The organism is Psychrobacter sp. DWR1-2-3, from assembly GCF_049896465.1.
Classification (GTDB): domain Bacteria; phylum Pseudomonadota; class Gammaproteobacteria; order Pseudomonadales; family Moraxellaceae; genus Psychrobacter; species Psychrobacter maritimus.
Map to the genome: position 1 here is coordinate 36942 of NZ_JAFCUJ010000008.1, position 20626 is coordinate 57567.

Here is a 20626-nt window from a genome sequence, read left to right on the forward strand (position 1 = left end):
TAACAATCTATGCCAATTGGTCGAGCGTATATTCTTTAATTGCAAAATCACAGCTATTACTTAATTTATCACGTGCTTGCTCAGCTTGGGTGATATTGCTAAAAATACCGATTATCTGAGTGTTTTTTTGCGCCGCTGATTGATTATCTAACAATACAAAAACCGTATTTTGCGCTTTTTCAACATGTGACCAATGATAAGCAGCAAGGCGTTTCATGAGGTCAGGATTTTTGACCATGATGTTATCGCCAGTACGGCCTTCGGTACGGTTGTAATGAATAACGTTTAAACGCAATAGCCAAAAAATCACCGCCGCTTTGGCGAGCATCACTGGTAAGGCGCGTTTTTCATCTTCGCCAAGCTGACGTTTTGACTCATAGCCTTGCAAAAATGCCGCCATTTTACTGCGGTCAAAATTGACGGTTTCGCCCTGCTCGGCATCGCCCCAAGTGGTACAAAAATCATTAATGGTAATGGCAATATCCATCACATAATGCTCAACGCTGACTTCGGTAAAGTCTAGCAATCCCGTTAAACGCTCTGCGCCTTTTTGGCTATTATTTAACGATAAGTCCCATAAGGTATTATCCGCAAACATGTCTAAATGACATAAGCCTTTTGGCAAAGTCGCAAGCGGCAAATCTGAGTAAACGCGCCAAATATCGCTCATGAGTTTTGCTTCGTCACCGGGCATAAACTGCATTTCACGGTCGCGTACTTCCGCCCATGGATATAAAGGTACGCCATATTCTTCCGCAGGCTGTAATGCTTGCAAAGTCTCATGCAGCATGGCTAAAGCGGCGCCAATTTCATGACACATGGCTTGTGTAGTCTGCTGTGGGTGCGCGCCAGCCAAACAAGGCACTAGCGTAATCGCTTTATTATCATAGCGTATGACATAGCATTTTTCTGCGCTATCAGCGCCTAAATCAAGCAATGCTAACGGCGCGGCGACCGGTAATTTACCATCCAATTGATTAAGGATAACCGCCATTTTTTCGATGTCTTCTGGTGGACGCTCTTCAAATAAAGTAAATACATAAGAGTGCGAGCCATCTACATCGTCAGTCGTCTGAATAAACCAGTTAGAGTTTTTGATACCTTGGGTAATCGGAATGGCACGCGCAAATGACACGCCAAAACGCTGGCAAAAAGTAGCAAACTGGTCATCGGTTAACTGGGTATAGACGGACATGACATCTCACTTATGGCAATGGAATAAGAAGGTAAATGGCTACGGTAATGACAGTGATTGTACCGCGCATAGGCAAACTTTGGTTAAAAGCATAATAATCTTGCGAAAAGCTGCCTGATATGGCGGCGATTTTGCTAGACTAGCGCTTACGGATAAATTGATTATAAGGTGAAAGACCCTATGTTAGCAAAGCGTATCATCCCTTGTTTGGATGTGGATAATGGCCGTGTGGTCAAAGGCGTGCAATTTGTTGATATTAAAGACGCCGGCGACCCTGTTGAAGTCGCCAAGCGCTACAACGAGCAAGGTGCCGATGAGATTACTTTTTTAGACATTACGGCGACCAATGATGAGCGTGATACCACTTATCATACCGTTGAGCGTATGGCTGAAACCGTGTTTGTACCGCTCACAGTTGGCGGCGGTGTGCGTAAAATCGCTGATATCCGCAACTTACTCAATGCCGGTGCCGATAAAGTAGCGATTAATTCAGCAGCGGTATTTACCCCTGAGTTCGTCGGTGAAGCGGCGCAGAAATTTGGTAATCAATGTATCGTTGTGGCTATCGATGCCAAACGCGTTGCAGATATAATGGTTGATGGTGTTAGTGTGCCGCGTTGGGAGATTTTCACCCACGGTGGTCGTAAGCCAACCGGTATTGATGCCGTTGCTTGGGCAAGTAAAATGGCGGCGCTTGGCGCTGGTGAATTATTGGTCACCTCAATGGATGGTGACGGCACCAAAAAAGGCTATGACTTGGCACTTATGAAGCAGATTACCAGCCGCGTTAATGTGCCGGTTATTGCTTCAGGCGGCGTTGGCAATTTAGAACATTTAGCAGAAGGCGTATTAGAAGGCGGCGTTGATGCCGTCCTTGCTGCTAGTATTTTTCACTTTGGTGAATATACCGTGCAAGAAGCCAAAGAATATATGGCAGCACAAGGCATAGCAATGCGCTTATAACGCCTTTGTAAAATACAAATACAGCGGTAAAAAATGTTATCATAGCGCTAACTACTTCTTATCATTTGATTTTCGTTCATTTAATGGCTTATTTAACGGATAATTAACCGCTTAAATAAACGATTTGAACCCAGCTCTATATTTAGATTCCTATATTTTATTAAAAGCCCATTCAGCAAAGGATATTTTTATGTCGAATTTACAACAGCAGCGCAATGATGTGACCCATATCGATGGTAATTTACATCAAAATGAAGATGCGCGTATCGGTATCGTCGTTGGTCGTTTTAACGGTTTTGTCGTTGAATCATTGGTAGATGGCGCAATCGATGCGCTACTACGTCATGGCGTTTTAGGTAGCAATATTACCGTGATTCGCGTACCGGGTGCCTTTGAGTTGCCATTGGTTGCCCAGCGTGCGGCTGAATCTGACCGCTTTGACGCTATCATTGCGTTAGGCGCGATTATCCGTGGTAGCACGCCGCATTTTGATTTTGTCGCCAGCGAATCTGCCAAAGGTTTAAGCAGTGTTGCTATCGATTATAACATCCCTGTTGCCAATGGCGTATTGACCACTGACAGCATCGAGCAAGCGATTGAGCGCTCTGGCACGAAAGCCGGTAATAAAGGCTCAGAAGCGGCGATGGTGGTGTTAGAGATGATTGCGGTATTATCACAGTTAGATATTGATGATGATTATGATAGTAGCGACAATGCTTAGATAGACAATGCTTAGATAATAGCGACGATGCTGAATAATGATGCTTAATTAAACCGTCATTTTATTGAGTGTTTTTGCTTATTTAAGCAGCTTAATGGGCACTGTGGTTTTTATAAGCTATTGTTTGTTATAAATAGCCACAGTGTCAATTCTATACAGAACAATGCTACAAAGAACAGTGCTCTAAAAAAATGGTAAACGGCGCTAACAAGCACCGCTGCAACACTCGACTGTCATAGCTGTCAGCCGATTACTATTTAACATATTTTATGCTATTGCTTATCCCATAGTTGCTTATCACATATTTGTTTAAAACCTAGGTACAAACCCCTTATGACTGACCAACTCAAGCGCGCTATTAGCGCTGCGCAAACCGCACAACTCACTGATGGACAAGCTGAAGCGACGCGTATCGCAAGCAGTAGTGCGGGCGATCAAACCTTCGATATGAGTGAAACCACTTATAAGACCAGCCACACCGCGGTGCGCAAGGCTCGTCGCTTTGCCATGCAAGGTCTATACGAATGGCTCGTTACTGACCGCCGTTTTGATATCGATGGCAAGCTTGGCTGGAAAGCCAATGCCCCGCATGATATCGCTGCCCGTACCCGTGCGACCAATGCCATGCATACCGTACATATCGGCTATTACCATGAAATGATGCGCGATATTCCAGAGCAAATTGACGCCCTTGATGCGCTAATCAGTCAGCATCTTGATCGTGAAATCGATAAGCTTGATACCGTCGAGCACGCCATTTTATTAATTGGTGCTTATGAGCTACAAAACCGCTTAGAGATTCCGTATAAAGTCGTGCTGGATGAGGCGATGAAGCTGAATAATCATTTTGGCGCTACGGACGCGCATAAATTGATTAATGCTGTCCTTGATAAAATGGCGGTTGAATTGCGTGTGCTCGAAGTAGACGCAGATAGCAAAGCCAATCTACGCACGTCACAAAAAGCGACGACTCAATCTAAGACTAAGCAGGCTGAAGCTCAATCTGCGAATGTTGAAGAAGCTAGTGAAAGCACGGCTGAATCTGATCTCGACAGCACGTTAACTGGCTCAAACAAACCACGTATCAGTGCCAATAATGCCAGTGTTAAACGCAATAGCGCGAGTAAAGCATTAGCAAATATCATTGATTATAAGATAAGTAAGCAAAACGAAGCGGCTAAAGATGTCGTTGTTGCCGATACTATTGTTAATGAAAATCCTGTTAATGAAAATCCTGTCGCAGAAAGCACGTCGGCTGATAAGGTCAGTGACGAAGGCAGTAATGCAGACAGTAGCGCAGATGGCAATGACGCCAGCAATGAGAACAATAGCGCCGCCGATATTGCCCTACACGATTCTAATATCGTTAGCGCTGACTCAGAAGAAGCCTCAGATAGCAGCTCGTTAGATAATACTGAGTTAGACGATACTGAGCTAGATAATACTACGTCAGACAACTTAGATAACATTGCGTCAGATGATACTGATGCAAAAAGTAAAGACTAATCATGAACGAGTTTGAGCTGATTGAGCGCATATTTTCCCAAATGCAAGCTGCGCCATCACTGTCTAGCACTGTCGATAACGTCAATGTTGATAAAGGCGGTGTCGAAAAAGGCATTGGTGATGATGCCGCGGTAATGAGCTTGCCTGCAGGCACACGCTTGGTCAGCTGCATCGATACGCTCGTTCAAGGTCGTCACTTTAGCGCTGATTGGGAACAAGTGAATAAGCTCGCTTTTGCCATCGGTTATAAAGCTGTCGCAGTCAACGTCTCCGACATTGCCGCGATGGGCGCAACCCCGCATAGTATTTTATTGGCATTGGCCTTACCTGAGCGTTTGGTGAATGAGCCATGGCTGACTGAGTTTGCCAAAGGTTTATTTCACGCCTGCCAGCTATTTGGTGTAACCCTTATTGGCGGTGATACCACGCGCAGTGATAGCTTGATACTCAGTGTCAGCGCGCAAGGATTACTTGCTGCAAACACGCCGGCTGTGTATCGCTCAGGCGCGCAAGTCGGCGATAAAATCTATGTCTCAGGCACGCTTGGCGATGCCGCTTATGCGCTACAGCATCCTGACAATGAGGTCGGTATTGAGCTTGCCCATCGATTGCATATGCCAACGCCGCGTATTCAACTAGGTTCAACACTAGCCAAGCTTGGTGCGACCTCGATGATAGATATCTCTGATGGTCTGTATCAAGACCTTGGTCATATCTGCCAGCAAAGTAAGGTTGGTATGCGCATACATCTTGAGCAGCTGCCTACCAGTCAAACGTTGGCACGCAGCGAGTTAACTGAGCGCTTATTATGTCAGTTGGCGGGCGGCGATGATTATGAGCTGGCTTTTACCTTGCCTGCCCATATCGAGCCACCGATTGATAATAGTAGCAACACGCATGTTACCTGTATCGGTGAAGTAATAGCCGCAGCAAGCACAACAGATGCTGCTAAGAATGTACGACCAGAGATTTTTTATCAAGGACAGCCAGTCACACCGGCTCATCCTGCCCCCTTTTCTACTTGGCCCAATCTGACGGGTTATCAACATTTTGCAGGTTAGCCCATGATTGATCACAACCTATCTAAGCCTGATATCCGTAAAGCCAATGATTGCCCGCCTCTACCCGCCAATGCGAGTCTGCCTGACCGTTTGGTTTATTGGCTTGGTATTGGCTTAGGAAGTGGTCTGCCCCGCCGTGCACCCGGCACTTGGGGCACGGTTGGCGGTTTAATCGTTGCGATACCATTATTAAGCTTAGGTTTTGTACCGTTTTTGATTATTACCATTTTAGCTTGTTTGCTTGGTAATTCGATATGCGGTCGTACCTCAGAGCTGATGGGCGGTCATGACAACCCGCACATTGTTTGGGATGAATGGGCCGGTATGTGGCTCACCCTACTGCCGCTGTCTTATATGGGTATCGCCAACGGAAATTTCTGGCAAAATATCGCCCAAACCTCTTCTATTGTAGCGATTATTATTGCGTTTATATTATTCCGCTTTTTTGACATTATTAAGCCACCACCGATTGGCTGGGCAGATAAGAAAGTCGCAGGCGGTCTAGGTATTATGCTCGATGACATTATCGCCGGTATTATGGCAGCAGCTGTTTGGGTGATTATTTATACCACTATTCTTCAATTAACCAATTAGCCACGCTGTTAAATCTTATTTTCTTTGATAATCCATCGTTGTTTACGGCTCATGGTCTTTTTTGACTTGCCCGCTTTTTTAGTGCTGCATTTTTGACGCTAGCCTATTGCTAAGGACTTTATAAGCCAATCACAAGCAATCGAGGTTACAAAGATGTCACGACATAGCATTTTGGTTAAATGACGATTTACGCTATAATTCAAACTTATATTTTGTTACATTTGTAGGCTATTATGACATCTCCTCTTTCGGTAATTATCCTCGCGGCGGGCAAAGGCACGCGTATGCAATCGGCCAAGCCAAAAGTGCTGCAGACACTGGCTGGCAAGTCGTTACTGGGTCATGTCCTTGATACTTGTCATCAATTAACCGTTGATGACACCATCATCGTTCATGGTTTTGGTGGCGAGCAAGTCCAAGCAGATATTAATGAGCAATATGCGCATCTGCCTATTACTTGGGTTGCCCAAACTGAGCAGTTAGGAACAGGACATGCGGTAAAAGTGACGCTGTCTGATTTGCCAAAAGAAGGACAAAGTCTGATTCTCTATGGTGATGTGCCATTGGTCAGCTGCCAGACGTTAACGGCATTAAAATCTGCCAATACTGACGGTATGTCCATGTTGACGCTGACAGTCGATAATCCTTTTGGCCTTGGTCGTATCAAACGTGATGAAGACGGCAATATCGCAGCCATCGTCGAGCAAAAAGATGCCAGCGCCGATGAGCAAAAAATTCAAGAGATTAATAGCGGTATTTACTGCGTTGATAACGCGTTATTGCATAAATATCTGCCAAAGCTGTCTAATGACAATGCGCAGCAAGAATACTATCTGACGGATATCGTTAAAATGGCGGTCGCTGAAGGCATTAATATCGTTGCGATTGAGCCTGAGCATACCTTTGAGATTGAAGGCGTCAATAACCGCCAGCAGCTTGCCAGCTTAGAGCGCACGTGGCAGGGCAAACTGGTTGCAGACCTGCAAGAAGCTGGTGTGCAATTTGCTGACCCGAGTCGCGTTGATATTCGTGGTACCTTAACTGCCGGTCAAGATGTGTTTGTTGATGTTGGCGTAGTGTTCGAGGGCGATTGCGTCTTAGGAAATAACGTTTATATCGAAGCAGGCTGCGTGATTAAAAACGCCCGTATTGGTAACGCCTGTCATATCAAACCTTACTGCGTGATTGATCGCGCTGAGATTGGTGCTGGCGTTGATATTGGTCCTTTTGCCCATCTGCGTCCTGAAACGGTATTGGCTGATAATAGTAAAGTTGGTAATTTCGTCGAAATTAAGAAATCGACTATCGGTCATGGCAGCAAGGTTAACCACTTAAGCTACGTTGGTGATGCAACGGTCGGCACCGATGTCAATATCGGCGCGGGTGTCATTACCTGTAATTACGACGGCGTAAATAAATCGCAAACGATTATCGAAGATAATGCGTTTATTGGCTCTAATGCCAGTTTGGTTGCGCCCGTAACCATTGGTGATACGGCTACGGTTGCCGCAGGCTCAGTGATTACTAAAGACGTTGATAGTAAAGCATTAGCCTTTGGGCGAGCACGCCAAACCCAGAAAGATGACTTTCAGCGTCCGACTAAAAAATCAAAATAGTAATGGTCAGTCAAAAGCACGTTGAAAACTGTTCATTTAAACACTATTTAATTTAGACACTATTTAATTTAGACACCATTTAATTTAAATAATAATAAGCAGCATGACAATCTTTGTGATGCTGCTTCCTTATATTTATAGCGTCAGGATTGTTAGCGCAAAAGTCTCGCACTGACCTAATGTAAAGTTCTATTATGTGATAACTGAATATAATCGTAAAACATCTAAGCATCTAAGCATTGAACAATCAAAACATGAAACATCGAATTTAAGGAATAGTTATGTGTGGAATCGTTGGAGCAGTAGCTGAGCGTAATATCGCCAATATCTTACTTGAGGGTCTCAAACGCCTAGAATACCGTGGTTATGATTCCGCTGGTTTGGTTGTCATTCGTAATGGTGAGCTCCATCGCGAGCGTCAAGTGGGTAAAGTGCAAGAGCTGGTCGATGCTGTCGCAGTCAATCCTGAATTTTTCGATGGTCATATTGGTATTGCGCATACGCGTTGGGCGACGCATGGCGAACCTGCTCAACGTAACGCCCACCCGCACGTATCAGGTAAAATCGCTGTCGTCCACAACGGTATCGTTGAGAACTATGCCGAGCTAAAAGAAGAGCTGGTTGCCAAAGGCTACGAGTTTACCTCGCAAACTGATACCGAAGTTGTCGCCCATTTAATCAATGACATCTACAAAACAACGCCTGATTTACTAGAAGCGGTGCGCGCCGTTATTCCTTTATTACATGGCGCTTTTGCCCTTGGTATTGTACATATCGATTGCCCAGAAGAGCTAATTACCGTCCGTCTAGGCTCGCCTTTGGTCATCGGTGTGGGTATCGGCGAGAACTTTATCGCCTCTGACCAATTAGCCCTATTACCGGTCACCAATCGCTTTATGTATCTAGAAGAAGGCGATATCGCCAAATTGACGCGTAGTAGCATTCAGGTTTACGCCGATGGTGTCGAAGTAAAGCGTGAGATACATGAAATTGATGCCGCGCAGCATAATGCCGATAAAGGCGAGTTTAAGCATTATATGCTCAAAGAAATCTACGAGCAGCCAGATGCTGTCAGAAGAACCGTCGAGATGGCAGTTGATAACGGTACAACCTCTAAATTACGCGACGACTTTTTACAGCGTCATGAAGCGCAATTAAAAGGTATTAAACACGTCCAAGTCATCGCTTGTGGTACCAGTTATCACTCAGGTTTGGTGGCTAAATATTGGTTTGAGAGCCTGATTCGTGTGCCGTGTTCGGTTGAGGTTGCTAGTGAATTCCGCTACCGCAATCCGGTTGTCGTCGATAACACACTAGTTATTTGTATTTCTCAATCTGGTGAAACGGCGGACACATTATCAGCGCTACGTGATATTCAAAAGCACACGCCAGCAGGGTTAGTCAGCTTAGCCTTATGTAATGTACCAACATCGTCTTTGGTACGTGAAACGGATATCTTTTTACCCACGCTTGCAGGCCCAGAGATTGGCGTTGCTTCTACCAAAGCGTTCACTACTCAGCTTGCCGCTTTGATGTTACTCGTCTTAAAAGTGGGTGTCGTACAAGAGCGTATGACTGGCGAAAACCTAACGACCTTACTAGGTCAACTGCAACAATTACCCGGTCAACTACATGCCAGCTTAAACCTTGATGCGCCTATCAAAGTCATGAGTGAGCATTTTGAATATAAGAAAAGCTGCTTGTTCTTAGGTCGTGGTTTACAGTTCCCAATCGCCTTAGAAGGGGCGCTAAAGCTGAAAGAAATCTCGTATATTCACGCCGAAGGCTACGCAGCAGGCGAGCTAAAACATGGCCCATTGGCATTGGTCGATAAAGACATGCCTATCGTGGTGTTGGCACCCAAAGACAGTATGTTTGATAAGCTAAAAGCCAACATGCAAGAGGTACACGCGCGCCACGGTGAGCTGTTTGTATTCGCCAGTGAAGAAAGCAAGATGGTTGCAGAAGATAGAATGCACGTGGTTTATGTGCCTGATGTGTGCGAGACGCTTGCCCCTATCGTCTATAGCGTGCCGGTGCAGCTGTTGTCTTATCATGTGGCGGTGATGCGCGGTACAGATGTCGATCAACCACGCAACCTCGCTAAATCAGTAACAGTCGAATAATATTTATTAATTAGCTGGTATCTATTGTGATCGAGTAATAAAGTATCATACTGAGTAATAAAGTATCATACTATTGTGTGATACTAAATCCTTTGCTATCTTAGATTAAAGAGATGGCGAAGGATTTTTTTTGTGAATAAAAAAAATAAGACAGGCCCAATACCAACTAAGTCTTCAAAAGATTATTAGCCATTTGTCAAAGTAGCTGATATATCTTCGCTTGGAAGATCTCACCGTGTCTTTGGTCATAAGACTAAACGAACACATCATCTGATCTTGAGCTTGCGGTATTCTTACTTTTCGAGTGGCACAGTAATACTGAAGGCATACAAGAGCAGTTTCCTCTAGATATTAATGTAACCAAGCAGATCGCTGATAGTGTAGGAATTAAGCATTCATCTCAAAAAGGTAAGCTTAAAACAACGGCTACTGACTTTTATGTTATATCGAAAGATGATCTTAAATCAATAACATCTCAACTGGCGCTACAAGCTAAATATAGCAACGATTTAGATGATGCTAGGACTATAGAGAAGTTAGAGTTAGAACGTAGATATTGGGAACAAAAAGATGTGGGCCTCAAAATCATTACTGAAAAAGACATACCTAGAGCTGTCAGTGACAATATTAAATGGTTATACCCCTCTAAAAATACTTATCTAGCTGCTGTTGAAGAACATGATTTTGCTTTTTATTCTGAACAGATGATTAAAAATGCTTCTTTGAAAATCATAGATTGATGGTAATTCTAAAAAAACTTATTGCTGAAAGGCTTCGCACGGTTAACTTAGTGGGGTTTGGAACGTTCGAAACTACAAACAAGCGACAAGGGCGGCGTGTATCCTAAATATTTCAGAGTAAAAGTTCTTGCGCAATCGATGACAACCGTCAAATTCCTTTGTCCAAAACTGGTCGTCCCCTACAATGCAATCCATCTCTTGATGCTGTACGATCCGCATAAATTGGTACATGTATATTTTATGCATGTCTATCTTCCCCTTGTGTAGCCTTAAAAAGACCTTCATGAGAGTCATGCCCACCTAAGAATAGGGGTGTCACTAGAAAACTACCTTGGCCATTCCCCCACTATCCACTGTACTGATAGCTGGCTGTGCTACAAACTCCGTTTAGACTATGCACTCCGAACAAAGGACTGTACTCATTTCTGAACTCTAATACTCACTGTTTTCTGGCGAGTAAGCTAGATGGGAAATAACTGAATCGACTTAGCCTAAAAACCTGAGTTCGGGGACAAATTTATCTAGTGTAGATACTTACATATTCTGTTGTCTGTTATAGTATTCAGTAAAAACTTGGTTTATCACTATGATCCTAAAGCCTGATAAAGATGGCGCCTTTACCATTTCCTTTCTGCTTTTACCTGAATACGCAATGGTCGCCCTACTGTCTGCTATTGAGCCGCTGCGAGTAGCCAATCGCTTTGCCGGCCGCGAGATTTTTCGTTGGCAATTACTTTCTGAGGACGGCCCACCGGTGGCAGCGAGCAACCTACTGGCATTGCAACAAACGGTTGCTATCTGTGATGCCGCAGCCCCCCTTAATATTTTTGTCTGCTCCAGCTTTAATCCGAAAGACTATATTCGGGATGACACCATTGCTTGGCTTAAAAAACTCAACCGGGGAGGCTCTTTAATAGGTGCCATGGATACCGGCTGCTATCTTCTGGCTGCAGCCGGGCTTCTGAAAAAGCACAAAATAGCCCTGCACTGGGAAGCAGCACCTTCCTTTCAGGAAGATTACCCCGAACTGGAACTCACCAACGAGCTGTTTGAAGTAGATCACAATCTGATCACCTGTGCCGGCGGAACCTCGGCCATCGATCTGATGCTTTATATCATTCAGGAAGAGCTCGGCCACAGTCTCGCAATCAAGGTTTGTGAACAGTTTATAAAAAGTGGTATCCGTCAGAAATCGGACAAGCAACGCATCGACTTATCCGCACGTCTCAAAATATACCATCCACGCCTTCTGCGCGTGTTGGAGAAGATGGAAGCAAATCTGGAGTCGCCCTTGTCCACCAAAGAGCTGGCAAAATACGCACACATTTCCGTTCGTCAGATGGAACGCCTGTTTCGCAGTTTTCTGAACGATTCACCTTCTGGTTATTACATGAAGTTGCGGCTGGAACGATCTCGACAGTTACTGAAAGAGTCCAGCTTAAGCATTTCTGAAATCAGAATTATCTGCGGATTCAATTCAGCTCCCCATTTCACCCGAAGCTACCGCAAACAGTTCGCTCGCAGCCCAAGTGAAGACCGTTGACATACATCAAAAATTTTTGAGTATACCACTTTGATTCTGTCTCATACTTTGGGTTGTACGACGGTCACTCCTTTGAGTCTAGGGCGATCCACTTCCATCTCCAGCAGTGGCGAAACCACGTTCATGCTCGCGGCTGAGCGCCAGACCAGCGCCTGATATTCTTTTGTATTGAGGCCTTTCCAATGCAAGTCCTGTTCGCTAACCTCACGAATTACTTTGGCAGGCGAACCTACCAACAACTGGCGGGATGCCCCTTTAAAGCCGGCCTTAACAAAACTGCCGGCGGCAACTATGCTGTCCTCACCAATAATGGCACCGTCCATCACTACCGCATTCATACCCACTAGCGCATTACGCTTTACTATGCAGCCATGAAGAATTGCGCCGTGCCCAATATGGCCGTTAGCTTCAACAACGGTGTCAGTATCGCAATATCCATGCATCACACAACTGTCCTGAAGGTTGGAACCATCCTCTAAGATTAAGCGGCCATAGTCTCCACGCAGAGATGCTAGCGGGGCAATGTAAACATTAGGGCCAACAATCACATCACCGATCAGCACTGCGGTGGGGTGAACATAAGCACTGGGATGCACCACTGGAATCAAACCTTCAAACTCATAACAGGGCATAGAAGTCATCCTTTGATTAGCGTTGCGGAGACGCGCCTGTCAAGTGTTCACCACCATCCAGGGCGAGACATGTGCCGGTGATAAAACCAGCGGCGGGTGATGCCAAATAAGCTACTGATTGAGCAACTTCTTCGGGTAAGCCCATGCGCTTTATCAGTAGCTTATTGATGCCCTCCTGCAGCGCAACTGGGTCATACTGATCCAATGCTTCAGTCTTGATAGTGCCCGGTGCCACGGCATTTACTCGAATACCAAGATTTGACCACTCCCAAGCTAGAGTTCGGGTTAAGTTGACGACACCTTCTCTGGCAGCACCCGCGTGCGCCATACCGGGCAGCCCGTTGGCCTGGCACAAAACAATATTAATGATACATCCGGGGAGCTTGCGGTTCATACAGTGCCGGGCAAAAGCCTGACACATGAGAAAAGTGCCGGTGAGGTTAAGGTCAACAACCGACCGAAAGCCATTAGCAGAGAGCTCTAGGGCAGGCGCAGCAAATTGTCCACCAGCGTTATTAATCAATATATCAATACCAATTCCTTGCAGCTCTATCTGTTCAATTAGACCTGCCACAGAGTCGCTATCACGGATATTGACTTCCAGTTCGATCGCATCGACACCAGCCTCACGCAGGCTCTGTCCCGCTTCAATCAATCGCTCCTGGTCTCGAGCCGCAATCACCACCCGAGCCCCTAAAGTGCCGAAATTGCGAGCGATTGCCAAGCCAATGCCACTTCCGCCACCGGTTACCAGAACCGTTTTACCGGCAAACAAATCAGATCTAAATATATTTTCCATAACCTATCTCCTTTTAACACCCTTTCCAGATTGGGGGGCGGCCTTCCGCAAAAGCATTGCTGCCTTCTTCGGCATCCTGTGATTGAAGCATGCGTCTGTAAGCCGGCAGCGTTCTACTACGCTGAAGTTCAAACGCTTGCTGCACGGAAATTGATTCTCCGGCGGATACTAGTTCCATGATTGCCTGTTGAGCTAAGGGAGCACTTGCAGCGACTCGTTCGGCCAGCGCCAGGGCCGTCACTATCAATTCGTCCGGGGCAACAACAGCGTTCACTAATCCCCACCGCAGAGCCTCCTCTGCACTCAGGCGACTACCCGTCAGTAGCATCTCCATGGCAACCGCTCGAGGCAACCGCTTGGGCAGACGAAACACGCCCCCTGAATCGGGAGCAATACCAATCTGAGCTTCGGGCAGGAAGAACTGGGCATGGTCGGCTGCCACGATTAAGTCGCAGGCCAAAACCAGTTCAAAACCACCACCAACTGCCATGCCGTTAACGGCGGCAATAACGGGCTTGGTCAGACTGAAAAGTTCGGTCAGCCCGGCAAAACCACCAGGGCCGTGGTGAGCATCTACCGCTTCCCCCGCGGCGGCGCCTTTAAGATCCCAGCCCGCTGAAAAGAAGCGCTGGCCGGCTCCAGTAATAATCGCGACTTGAAGAGAAGGGTTCTGCTCAAATTCAGCCAAGGCCTCGTAAAGCTCAAGACTTGTGGCGCAATCGATCGCGTTAGCTTTGGGGCGATCCAAGGTGATTAATAACGCTGAACCCCTGTGTTCGATATGTACAGCCATGGACATGTTGTGTAATCCCTCTGTTGTTTTTGTATTGGTTGTTCCATTGCCACCACCTTAGCGCAAAGCCCGATATATCCATTGCACAAAATCGTCATAAAAATGTGCCAAAACGACAGAACAGATTTTACGCCACAAAACGACACCGCTCATTGTCGTATTTTACGATTAATACGTCGTTTTTGGTCAACCACACCTTTGCACTCCTGCGTAGAGTAAATAATAGTTTAGGCCCGTAAACAAACGGCACATAATCAGCAACACTAACATTCCCTGGAGACTTTACAATGGATTTTAATCTTTCCAAAGAGCATCTTGAACTGCAGGCAAAAGCCAAAGAATTTACCGAAACCGTTCTCTTCCCTCACGAAATGGAGTGTGAAGAAAATGATGGCATCAGCCGTGAAACCCACCAAAAGATTATCGATGCCACATTGGCGTGGGGCTTTAACGCACCAAACCACAGCAAGGAAGATGGCGGCCAAGGCTTTAGTATCTTTGAGCAGACCCTTCTCAACGAGCAGCTAGGCAAAGCCACCGGCGCCATCTGGGATGCACTTTGGTATCCCTCTTATCCCATGCGCTTCGCTACCCAGGCGCAAAAAGAAGAATATTTAATCCCGACTTGTCAGGGCAAACGTCGCGACGCCTACGCCATTACTGAAGCCGATGCCGGCTCTGACCCGACTCAGTGCATGACCCGTGCAGACAAGGTCGAGGGTGGCTGGAAAATCAACGGTGAGAAGTGGTTCGTAACCATCGGAGACATTGCCGATTATATTCTAGTACACGCTCACGTAGATGGTGATTCAACCAAACCCACCGTATTTTTTGTTGAAAAGAACTTGCCTGGTGTAGAGCTCAAACGCACACCGCTTTATACCCACCATTTTGCGTTCAAGCACCCTGAGTACATCTTCAACGACGTGATTGTTGGAGAAGACAAAATTCTAGGCGAAATCGGCCAAGGCTATGATATGACCAAGGATTGGTTTGTTGAAGCTCGCCTAGGAATAGCAGCCCGTTGCGTTGGTGGCGCCATTCGAGCCGCTGAAGAAGCAAACAAGTTTGCCGCCGAACGAATTCAATTTGGCCAACCGATTAATAACTTTCAAGCGATCGAATTCATGCTGGCTGATATGGGCGTCGAAATCATGGCCGCCAAGTCTATGCTCTATCGACTGAGCTGGGAAATCGACCAGACCAGCGATCGCAAGCTTAATCACGCCAAAGCGGCAGCATTGAAGCTGTATTGTTCCGAAATGGTGGGCCGAGTTTGCGACAAGGCTGTACAAATTCTGGGTGGTCGCGGTTATATGCGTGAACAAGCGGTTGAACGCTTGTGGCGTGACACCCGAGTCGACAGAATCTGGGAAGGCACTTCAGAAATCCAACGTGTTATTATCAGCGGCCAAATTAAGAAGCGTGGCCTCGATATTTACACTGGTTGGTAAGTCCCCTAGGGCGCGCACGAGCGCGCCCTAACTCTTTTTTTGGGCTTATAAGGTTTCTAATCATGACAAAACAAGAAAATCTTAAACGACTGCTTTCACCGCGCAGTATTGTGTTGATTGGTGGTTCCAACCTGGCACTTCCTATCCAAAATACTCGAGACATCGGATTTGATGGTGAAATGTGGGTGGTTAATCCTAAGTACGAGGAAATCGCTGGTATACCTTGTTTCAACAGTATCGCTGATTTACCGGGTGCTCCTGACGCAGCTTTCGTATCCATCAACGCTAAGCTGACGGTTCAAGCTGTCGCCGACCTGAACAAACAGGGATGCGGCGGCGTGGTTTGTTACGCCGCTGGCTTTGCTGAGGTAGGCAACAATGGCGATAAACTGCAAGATTCACTGATAGAAGCGGCTGGAGATATGGCATTAGTGGGCCCCAACTGCTATGGCTTGCTAAATTTTACAAACGGCGTCGCGTTATGGCCGGACCGCCTTTGTGGTGAGCGTACCGATAAAGGCGTCGCTATCATCAGCCAAAGCGGTAACGTAGCGCTGAATCTGACCATGCACGACCGCTCACTTCCAATCACCCATGTAATAAGCGTTGGCAATCAGGCGGTGTTAGGCGTAGGCGACTATATCGAACCACTGCTCGAAGACGATCGTGTAACTGCGATTGGTTTTTATATCGAGGGGCTGAAAGACATTGAAACATTCAGCCGCGCTGCCCTGAAGGCTTTGGATAAAGGCATTCCTCTGGTAGTGCTCAAGGCAGGTACTTCAGAGATCGGCACCCAACTGACCATGAGTCATACCAGCTCCTTAGCGGGCTCTGATGACATGTATCAGGCGATGTTCGATAGGCTGGGCATCCTTCGTGTGCACTCTTTGTCTGAACTGCTTGAAACCCTAAAAATTGCCTCTCTGTGCGAACTTCCTAAAGGGGATCGTATCGGCGTGCTGACTTGCTCTGGCGGTGATAGCGCCATGCTAGCCGATAGTCTGGATCATTATAAGCTTCAGCTGCCAAGCTTATCCAAGGTACAGGAACAAAAACTAGGTGAATGGTTGCCCGATTTTGCCAGTTTTTCCAACCCCCTAGACTACAACACCTCCATTTGGGGCAACATTGAAGCCTGTACCGAGGTATTTGGCATTATGATGGAGGGCGACTATGACGTTACCGTATTAGCGTTGGACTTCCCCAAACAGGGTATTGGTAACGATCACGAATGGCAAGTGGCGGTTGACTCTTTAATTGCCGCTCACGCCAACCACCTTAAGACCTGCGCCGTGATTTCTAACCTCAGTGAGCTAATGCCGGAGAACGCCCGTCAGCGGTTAGTGAAAGCTGGTATTGCACCATTGCAAAGTCTGAAAGACGGTGTTGCAGCGTTGGCACGGCTTGTGCATTATGCCGAGCGCCGCCGTCAAGTGGCCGTAATGGATGACCCTGAGCAATTACTTCTGCGCGGGCCTTTATTGGTGGAAGGCGAGAGCAAGATGCTAGATGAGTGGGCCTCTAAGCAACTGATTGGCCGCTATGGCCTGCAACTACCCGGCGGTCGCTGTGTAAACAAAGCGGATGTGGTAGAAGCAGCGGACGAAGTTGGCTACCCGGTGGTGATGAAAGGTGTCAGCGACAGGCTGGCACACAAGACCGAGGTCGGGGCCGTCATGCTCAATCTTAAAGATGGCAGCGCCGTGGCCAGCGCCGTTGAGGTAATGGCAGGCCGCCTAGCCGAACAGGGGCTCGCCGATGCCCGCTTTCTGATCGAACCTATGGTTTCAGACTTTGTTGGCGAGCTGATCATTGGCCTCAAACGAGATGAACAGTTTGGACTCGCACTGATTGTTGGTACTGGCGGCATTTTAGTCAACCTGCTCAACGACAGTGCAACCTTGCTGCTGCCAATTACCCGCGAAGCCGCTAGTACAGCTGTTCTATCACTTACAGGCAGCGCGTTGCTGCAGGGTTTCCGAGGCCGCCCGGAAGGTGACTTGGAAGCCGTAGTGGATGCCATCATGGCTGTAGCCGATTTTGCTATGGATCACTGGGACAGTGTTACCGAACTGGATATCAACCCCTTGATGGTGCGTCCTAAAGGTAAAGGTGCAGTTGCTGCCGACGCCTTAGTCCGATTGCTACAGTAGCTTTTTTCTACCGCTTCACAGACATTTTTAGTGAACCGCTTTTTTGAACATTAGGAAAATACAAGGCATCAATAATTGACAGTGCCGGTAATAATCACCTCAAGCAATAACAAATAAAACTTGAGGCACCCTCCCTAAAGGATTACGTGCGAGGTAAAGGTAATGGATACCATTCAAAGAAACAATAAATTAACGATCGACCCAGCAATTTTCTGGACTGCGCTAATTGCTATTTTAGCTGCAAGCATTCCTCTTGTTTTATATCCGGAGGCGGGGAAAGCCGCTGTTGATGGACTGTTAAGTTCGTTCACCGGCACCTTCGGCTGGCTCTATCTGCTAACCGGAATCGGCAGTTTCCTTTTCATGGTCTGGCTTGCATTTGGCCCTCTGGGACGGATCAAAATGGGCGCACCCGACGAGCAGCCCGAGTTCAAAACCGTTCCCTGGATTTCCATGCTGTTCTGTGCAGGAATCGGCATCTCAATCTGTAACTGGGCCTTTGTAGAACCGCTCTACTTCCTATCAGGCCCACCTTTAGGCATTGAGGCAGGCACCACCGAGGCGACCGAATGGGCCGCCATGTATCCAATGTTCCATTGGGGTGTAGTGCCTTGGGCGCTGTACTTGATGCCTGCCCTGCCTATGGCTTATGTTCTGTACGTACGCAAGGTCAATGTATTACGCCTCAGCGAAGCCTGCCGCGGCATACTCGGCAAAGCGGTGGACGGCCCTATCGGTAAGCTGATCGACGTCATTGTGATCTTCTCGATTGTCGGTGGTGTAGGAACCTCTCTGGGACTTTCCGTACCCTTGGTTTCCGCTCTCTTTCAGGAGATGTTCGGACTGGCAGATTCGTTTGGATTGCAGATGGGGATTCTGGCCGCCTGGACCGCGATGATAGCCTGGAGTGTTTATAACGGTCTGAACAAGGGAATTCAGACGCTATCAAATATCAATGCGGCGCTAGGTTTTCTGCTGCTGTTTTTCGTCTTGATTGTGGGGCCAACTATCTTTCTGTTGAACCTCTGGACTAACAGTGTAGGATTGTTCTTAGATAATTTTTTCCACATTAATTTCTGGACCGATCCGGTAGCAAAGGGCGGCTTCCCCGAGAGCTGGACCATCTTCTACTGGGCCTGGTGGATCGCTTACGCACCTATGATGGGATTGTTTGTAGCCCGTATCTCGCGCGGTCGAACCATCAAGGAAATCATCGTAAACGGTGTAGTCTGGGGCACCATCGGCTGTTGGGCCTTCTTCGCAATCTGGGGCGGTTATGCTCTTGACCTGCAGCTTAGTGGTGAAGTCGATCTGCAGGCGATTTTGAGCAGCGATGGCATACCGGCGACAGTCGTAGCGATCTTGAAAACCTTGCCGGTATCCTGGCTAGTCATCCCGTTGTTCACATTGCTGTGCTTTGTGTTTCTGGCCACGACCGTAGATTCCTCCGCCTACATGCTGGCATCGACCTGCACCAAGGAAATCACCGGTTATCAGGAGCCCGCCAGATGGAATCGTATCTTATGGACCCTTATACTTGCCTTAGTTGGTATAGGGCTGCTATCCGTTGGCGGCCTCAAAGCGGTTCAGAGCTCTACTATCCTGGTAGCGCTACCGATGATACCAGTGCTGATTATCATGTCTGCGTCCTTGATTCGCTCGGCCTACCGTGACTTTGGCGCCGAACTCTCTCCACGCGCTCTCGCCAAAGAAGTAGTAGTACACCAATACGACGACGGTAAAGAATAGGTGTTCAACCCCAATCCGGATTACCTCGCTAACGCCGAGCTAGAACTGAAGCCTTAAACCCAATGTAACAAGGCCGACAGTTCAGCCGACCTTTTAAATCCTTCCCGAGCTCAGAGGCCCCCAACCGGAGCCTCTGAATTCTTTGCGCCCGATTTTTATAAGGGTTTTCTGAGCGCAATAAGTAAGGAGTGCGTTATGAGCATTATCAACATCGACGTGATCGGCGCCGGACAAATAAGCCTTGGCATTCGCCGTAAGCATCACGCTCAATCATGATGGTCTTGGCGTTGTCGAACAGAGAAATGTACCCCGGAAACCGGACAGATCGCTAAGTGTCTTCCACGGTTAAGCAGCTAGTTTGGCCGCGTATTAATAATGAACATCATTAGGCGTCCTGTCATTCAGAGCCTGATGCTTTCGCTCGGTGTTGTAGAACGTGAAATAACGACCTAGTGTTCTGTTTGGTTAATTAGCTTATTTATTATCAATAACACTAAGCTTTGCCCGCGACATCGATGTCATAATGGATAGCGTATGAGCTTGGGGTTGTGACATCATACAGTAGACCTAGGGTAAGTAACGATAATCCGTTTGCAGAGCCGTTGTTTAAAACCTGTAAGTATCGCCTTAATTGGCCCAATGAGAGTCTTAAAAGCTCAGAGGAAGCAAGAGTATGGGTACTAAGCTTCACGCGCTGGTATAATTATGAGCATAAACATAGCCGACTTAACTTTGTGACGCCTCATCAACGCCATACGGGTGAGGATAAACAAGTACTGGCAAAGCGTAAGCAGACGATGCAACAAGCTAAAGAGACAAACCCGATACGTTGAGAGTGTCAAGATATTAGAAACTGTGAGCCTGTAGGAAAGACGACATTCAATCCTGTAAAAGTGCCACAAGAGACGAGATTACAGGTGGCTTAATTGGGCTTGACGGTGACAACTACCTTAAAATAGATCCTGCATTTTGATACCC

At 47.0% G+C, this 20626-nt stretch carries 16 protein-coding genes and 1 pseudogene; 13 read left to right on the forward strand and 4 right to left on the reverse strand.

Going from position 1 to position 20626, the window contains the following annotated elements; genetic code table 11:
* Window positions 1-7: 7 nt before the first annotated feature.
* Complete coding sequence (locus tag ACP7AA_RS11850) at window positions 8-1195, reverse strand: homoserine kinase (RefSeq protein ID WP_426223679.1); 1188 nt, start codon at window positions 1193-1195, stop codon at window positions 8-10.
* Window positions 1196-1375: 180 nt separating this feature from the next.
* Between ACP7AA_RS11850 and hisF the strand changes: the two genes are divergently transcribed.
* From hisF to ACP7AA_RS11895, 9 genes are all read left to right on the forward strand, one after another.
* A complete protein-coding gene (hisF, locus tag ACP7AA_RS11855; RefSeq protein WP_426223680.1) occupies window positions 1376-2158 on the forward strand; it encodes an imidazole glycerol phosphate synthase subunit HisF in 783 nt (260 codons plus the stop codon).
* A 190-nt stretch (window positions 2159-2348) separates the two neighbouring features.
* Window positions 2349-2879, forward strand: coding sequence for a 6,7-dimethyl-8-ribityllumazine synthase (gene ribH / locus ACP7AA_RS11860; protein ID WP_183621061.1), 531 nt, complete (start codon window positions 2349-2351; stop codon window positions 2877-2879).
* Window positions 2880-3212: 333 nt separating this feature from the next.
* Window positions 3213-4385 carry a transcription antitermination factor NusB gene (gene nusB, locus ACP7AA_RS11865; protein WP_426223681.1) on the forward strand — a complete coding sequence of 391 codons (1173 nt, stop codon included), beginning with the start codon at window positions 3213-3215 and terminating at the stop codon, window positions 4383-4385.
* A gap of 2 nt (window positions 4386-4387) precedes the next feature.
* Window positions 4388-5446, forward strand: a complete 1059-nt coding sequence (gene thiL / locus ACP7AA_RS11870; RefSeq protein WP_426223682.1) for a thiamine-phosphate kinase — start codon at window positions 4388-4390, stop codon at window positions 5444-5446.
* Window positions 5447-5449: 3 nt separating this feature from the next.
* Window positions 5450-6040 carry a phosphatidylglycerophosphatase A family protein gene (locus tag ACP7AA_RS11875; protein WP_426223683.1) on the forward strand — a complete coding sequence of 197 codons (591 nt, stop codon included), beginning with the start codon at window positions 5450-5452 and terminating at the stop codon, window positions 6038-6040.
* A 233-nt stretch (window positions 6041-6273) separates the two neighbouring features.
* Window positions 6274-7656, forward strand: a complete 1383-nt coding sequence (glmU, locus tag ACP7AA_RS11880) for a bifunctional UDP-N-acetylglucosamine diphosphorylase/glucosamine-1-phosphate N-acetyltransferase GlmU (protein ID WP_426223684.1) — start codon at window positions 6274-6276, stop codon at window positions 7654-7656.
* A gap of 281 nt (window positions 7657-7937) precedes the next feature.
* Window positions 7938-9782: a glutamine--fructose-6-phosphate transaminase (isomerizing) gene (gene glmS / locus ACP7AA_RS11885; RefSeq protein ID WP_298871074.1), complete on the forward strand. Its 1845-nt coding sequence runs from the start codon at window positions 7938-7940 to the stop codon at window positions 9780-9782.
* 326 nt (window positions 9783-10108) lie between these two features.
* Window positions 10109-10522 carry a TnsA endonuclease N-terminal domain-containing protein gene (locus ACP7AA_RS11890; protein WP_426223707.1) on the forward strand — a complete coding sequence of 138 codons (414 nt, stop codon included), beginning with the start codon at window positions 10109-10111 and terminating at the stop codon, window positions 10520-10522.
* 586 nt (window positions 10523-11108) lie between these two features.
* A complete protein-coding gene (locus tag ACP7AA_RS11895; RefSeq protein ID WP_426223685.1) occupies window positions 11109-12065 on the forward strand; it encodes a GlxA family transcriptional regulator in 957 nt (318 codons plus the stop codon).
* Between the two features lie 41 nt (window positions 12066-12106).
* Here the strand turns inward: ACP7AA_RS11895 and caiE are convergent, their stop codons facing one another.
* From caiE to ACP7AA_RS11910, 3 genes are read right to left on the reverse strand one after another with little or no spacing between them, the layout of a single operon-like run.
* The gene (gene caiE / locus ACP7AA_RS11900) at window positions 12107-12697 is read right to left on the reverse strand and encodes a carnitine operon protein CaiE (protein WP_426223686.1); all 591 of its coding nucleotides are present in this window, start codon (window positions 12695-12697) and stop codon (window positions 12107-12109) included.
* A gap of 16 nt (window positions 12698-12713) precedes the next feature.
* Window positions 12714-13496 carry an SDR family oxidoreductase gene (locus ACP7AA_RS11905; RefSeq protein ID WP_426223687.1) on the reverse strand — a complete coding sequence of 261 codons (783 nt, stop codon included), beginning with the start codon at window positions 13494-13496 and terminating at the stop codon, window positions 12714-12716.
* A gap of 13 nt (window positions 13497-13509) precedes the next feature.
* The gene (locus ACP7AA_RS11910; RefSeq protein WP_426223688.1) at window positions 13510-14295 is read right to left on the reverse strand and encodes an enoyl-CoA hydratase-related protein; all 786 of its coding nucleotides are present in this window, start codon (window positions 14293-14295) and stop codon (window positions 13510-13512) included.
* Window positions 14296-14576: 281 nt separating this feature from the next.
* On the opposite strand from ACP7AA_RS11910, the gene ACP7AA_RS11915 reads away from it, so the two are divergent.
* The 4 genes and pseudogenes from ACP7AA_RS11915 to ACP7AA_RS11930 form a co-directional block, all read left to right on the forward strand.
* Window positions 14577-15743, forward strand: a complete 1167-nt coding sequence (locus ACP7AA_RS11915) for an acyl-CoA dehydrogenase family protein (RefSeq protein WP_426223689.1) — start codon at window positions 14577-14579, stop codon at window positions 15741-15743.
* A 62-nt stretch (window positions 15744-15805) separates the two neighbouring features.
* Window positions 15806-17899, forward strand: a complete 2094-nt coding sequence (locus ACP7AA_RS11920; protein ID WP_426223690.1) for an acetate--CoA ligase family protein — start codon at window positions 15806-15808, stop codon at window positions 17897-17899.
* A gap of 162 nt (window positions 17900-18061) precedes the next feature.
* Window positions 18062-19648, forward strand: coding sequence for a BCCT family transporter (locus ACP7AA_RS11925; protein WP_426223691.1), 1587 nt, complete (start codon window positions 18062-18064; stop codon window positions 19646-19648).
* 548 nt (window positions 19649-20196) lie between these two features.
* A pseudogene (locus ACP7AA_RS11930) lies at window positions 20197-20379 on the forward strand (integrase core domain-containing protein); the annotation flags it as partial.
* Between the last annotated feature and the right edge of the window lie 247 nt (window positions 20380-20626).

Bases quoted from the DNA above. Each gene is read 5' to 3' on its own strand.
- ACP7AA_RS11850 (WP_426223679.1), bottom strand. From the start codon at position 1,195: ATGTCCGTCTATACCCAGTTAACCGATGACCAGTTTGCTACTTTTTGC.
- hisF (WP_426223680.1), top strand. From the start codon at position 1,376: ATGTTAGCAAAGCGTATCATCCCTTGTTTGGATGTGGATAATGGCCGT.
- ribH (WP_183621061.1), top strand. From the start codon at position 2,349: ATGTCGAATTTACAACAGCAGCGCAATGATGTGACCCATATCGATGGT.
- nusB (WP_426223681.1), top strand. From the start codon at position 3,213: ATGACTGACCAACTCAAGCGCGCTATTAGCGCTGCGCAAACCGCACAA.
- thiL (WP_426223682.1), top strand. From the start codon at position 4,388: ATGAACGAGTTTGAGCTGATTGAGCGCATATTTTCCCAAATGCAAGCT.
- ACP7AA_RS11875 (WP_426223683.1), top strand. From the start codon at position 5,450: ATGATTGATCACAACCTATCTAAGCCTGATATCCGTAAAGCCAATGAT.
- glmU (WP_426223684.1), top strand. From the start codon at position 6,274: ATGACATCTCCTCTTTCGGTAATTATCCTCGCGGCGGGCAAAGGCACG.
- glmS (WP_298871074.1), top strand. From the start codon at position 7,938: ATGTGTGGAATCGTTGGAGCAGTAGCTGAGCGTAATATCGCCAATATC.
- ACP7AA_RS11895 (WP_426223685.1), top strand. From the start codon at position 11,109: ATGATCCTAAAGCCTGATAAAGATGGCGCCTTTACCATTTCCTTTCTG.
- caiE (WP_426223686.1), bottom strand. From the start codon at position 12,697: ATGCCCTGTTATGAGTTTGAAGGTTTGATTCCAGTGGTGCATCCCAGT.
- ACP7AA_RS11905 (WP_426223687.1), bottom strand. From the start codon at position 13,496: ATGGAAAATATATTTAGATCTGATTTGTTTGCCGGTAAAACGGTTCTG.
- ACP7AA_RS11910 (WP_426223688.1), bottom strand. From the start codon at position 14,295: ATGTCCATGGCTGTACATATCGAACACAGGGGTTCAGCGTTATTAATC.
- ACP7AA_RS11915 (WP_426223689.1), top strand. From the start codon at position 14,577: ATGGATTTTAATCTTTCCAAAGAGCATCTTGAACTGCAGGCAAAAGCC.
- ACP7AA_RS11920 (WP_426223690.1), top strand. From the start codon at position 15,806: ATGACAAAACAAGAAAATCTTAAACGACTGCTTTCACCGCGCAGTATT.
- ACP7AA_RS11925 (WP_426223691.1), top strand. From the start codon at position 18,062: ATGGATACCATTCAAAGAAACAATAAATTAACGATCGACCCAGCAATT.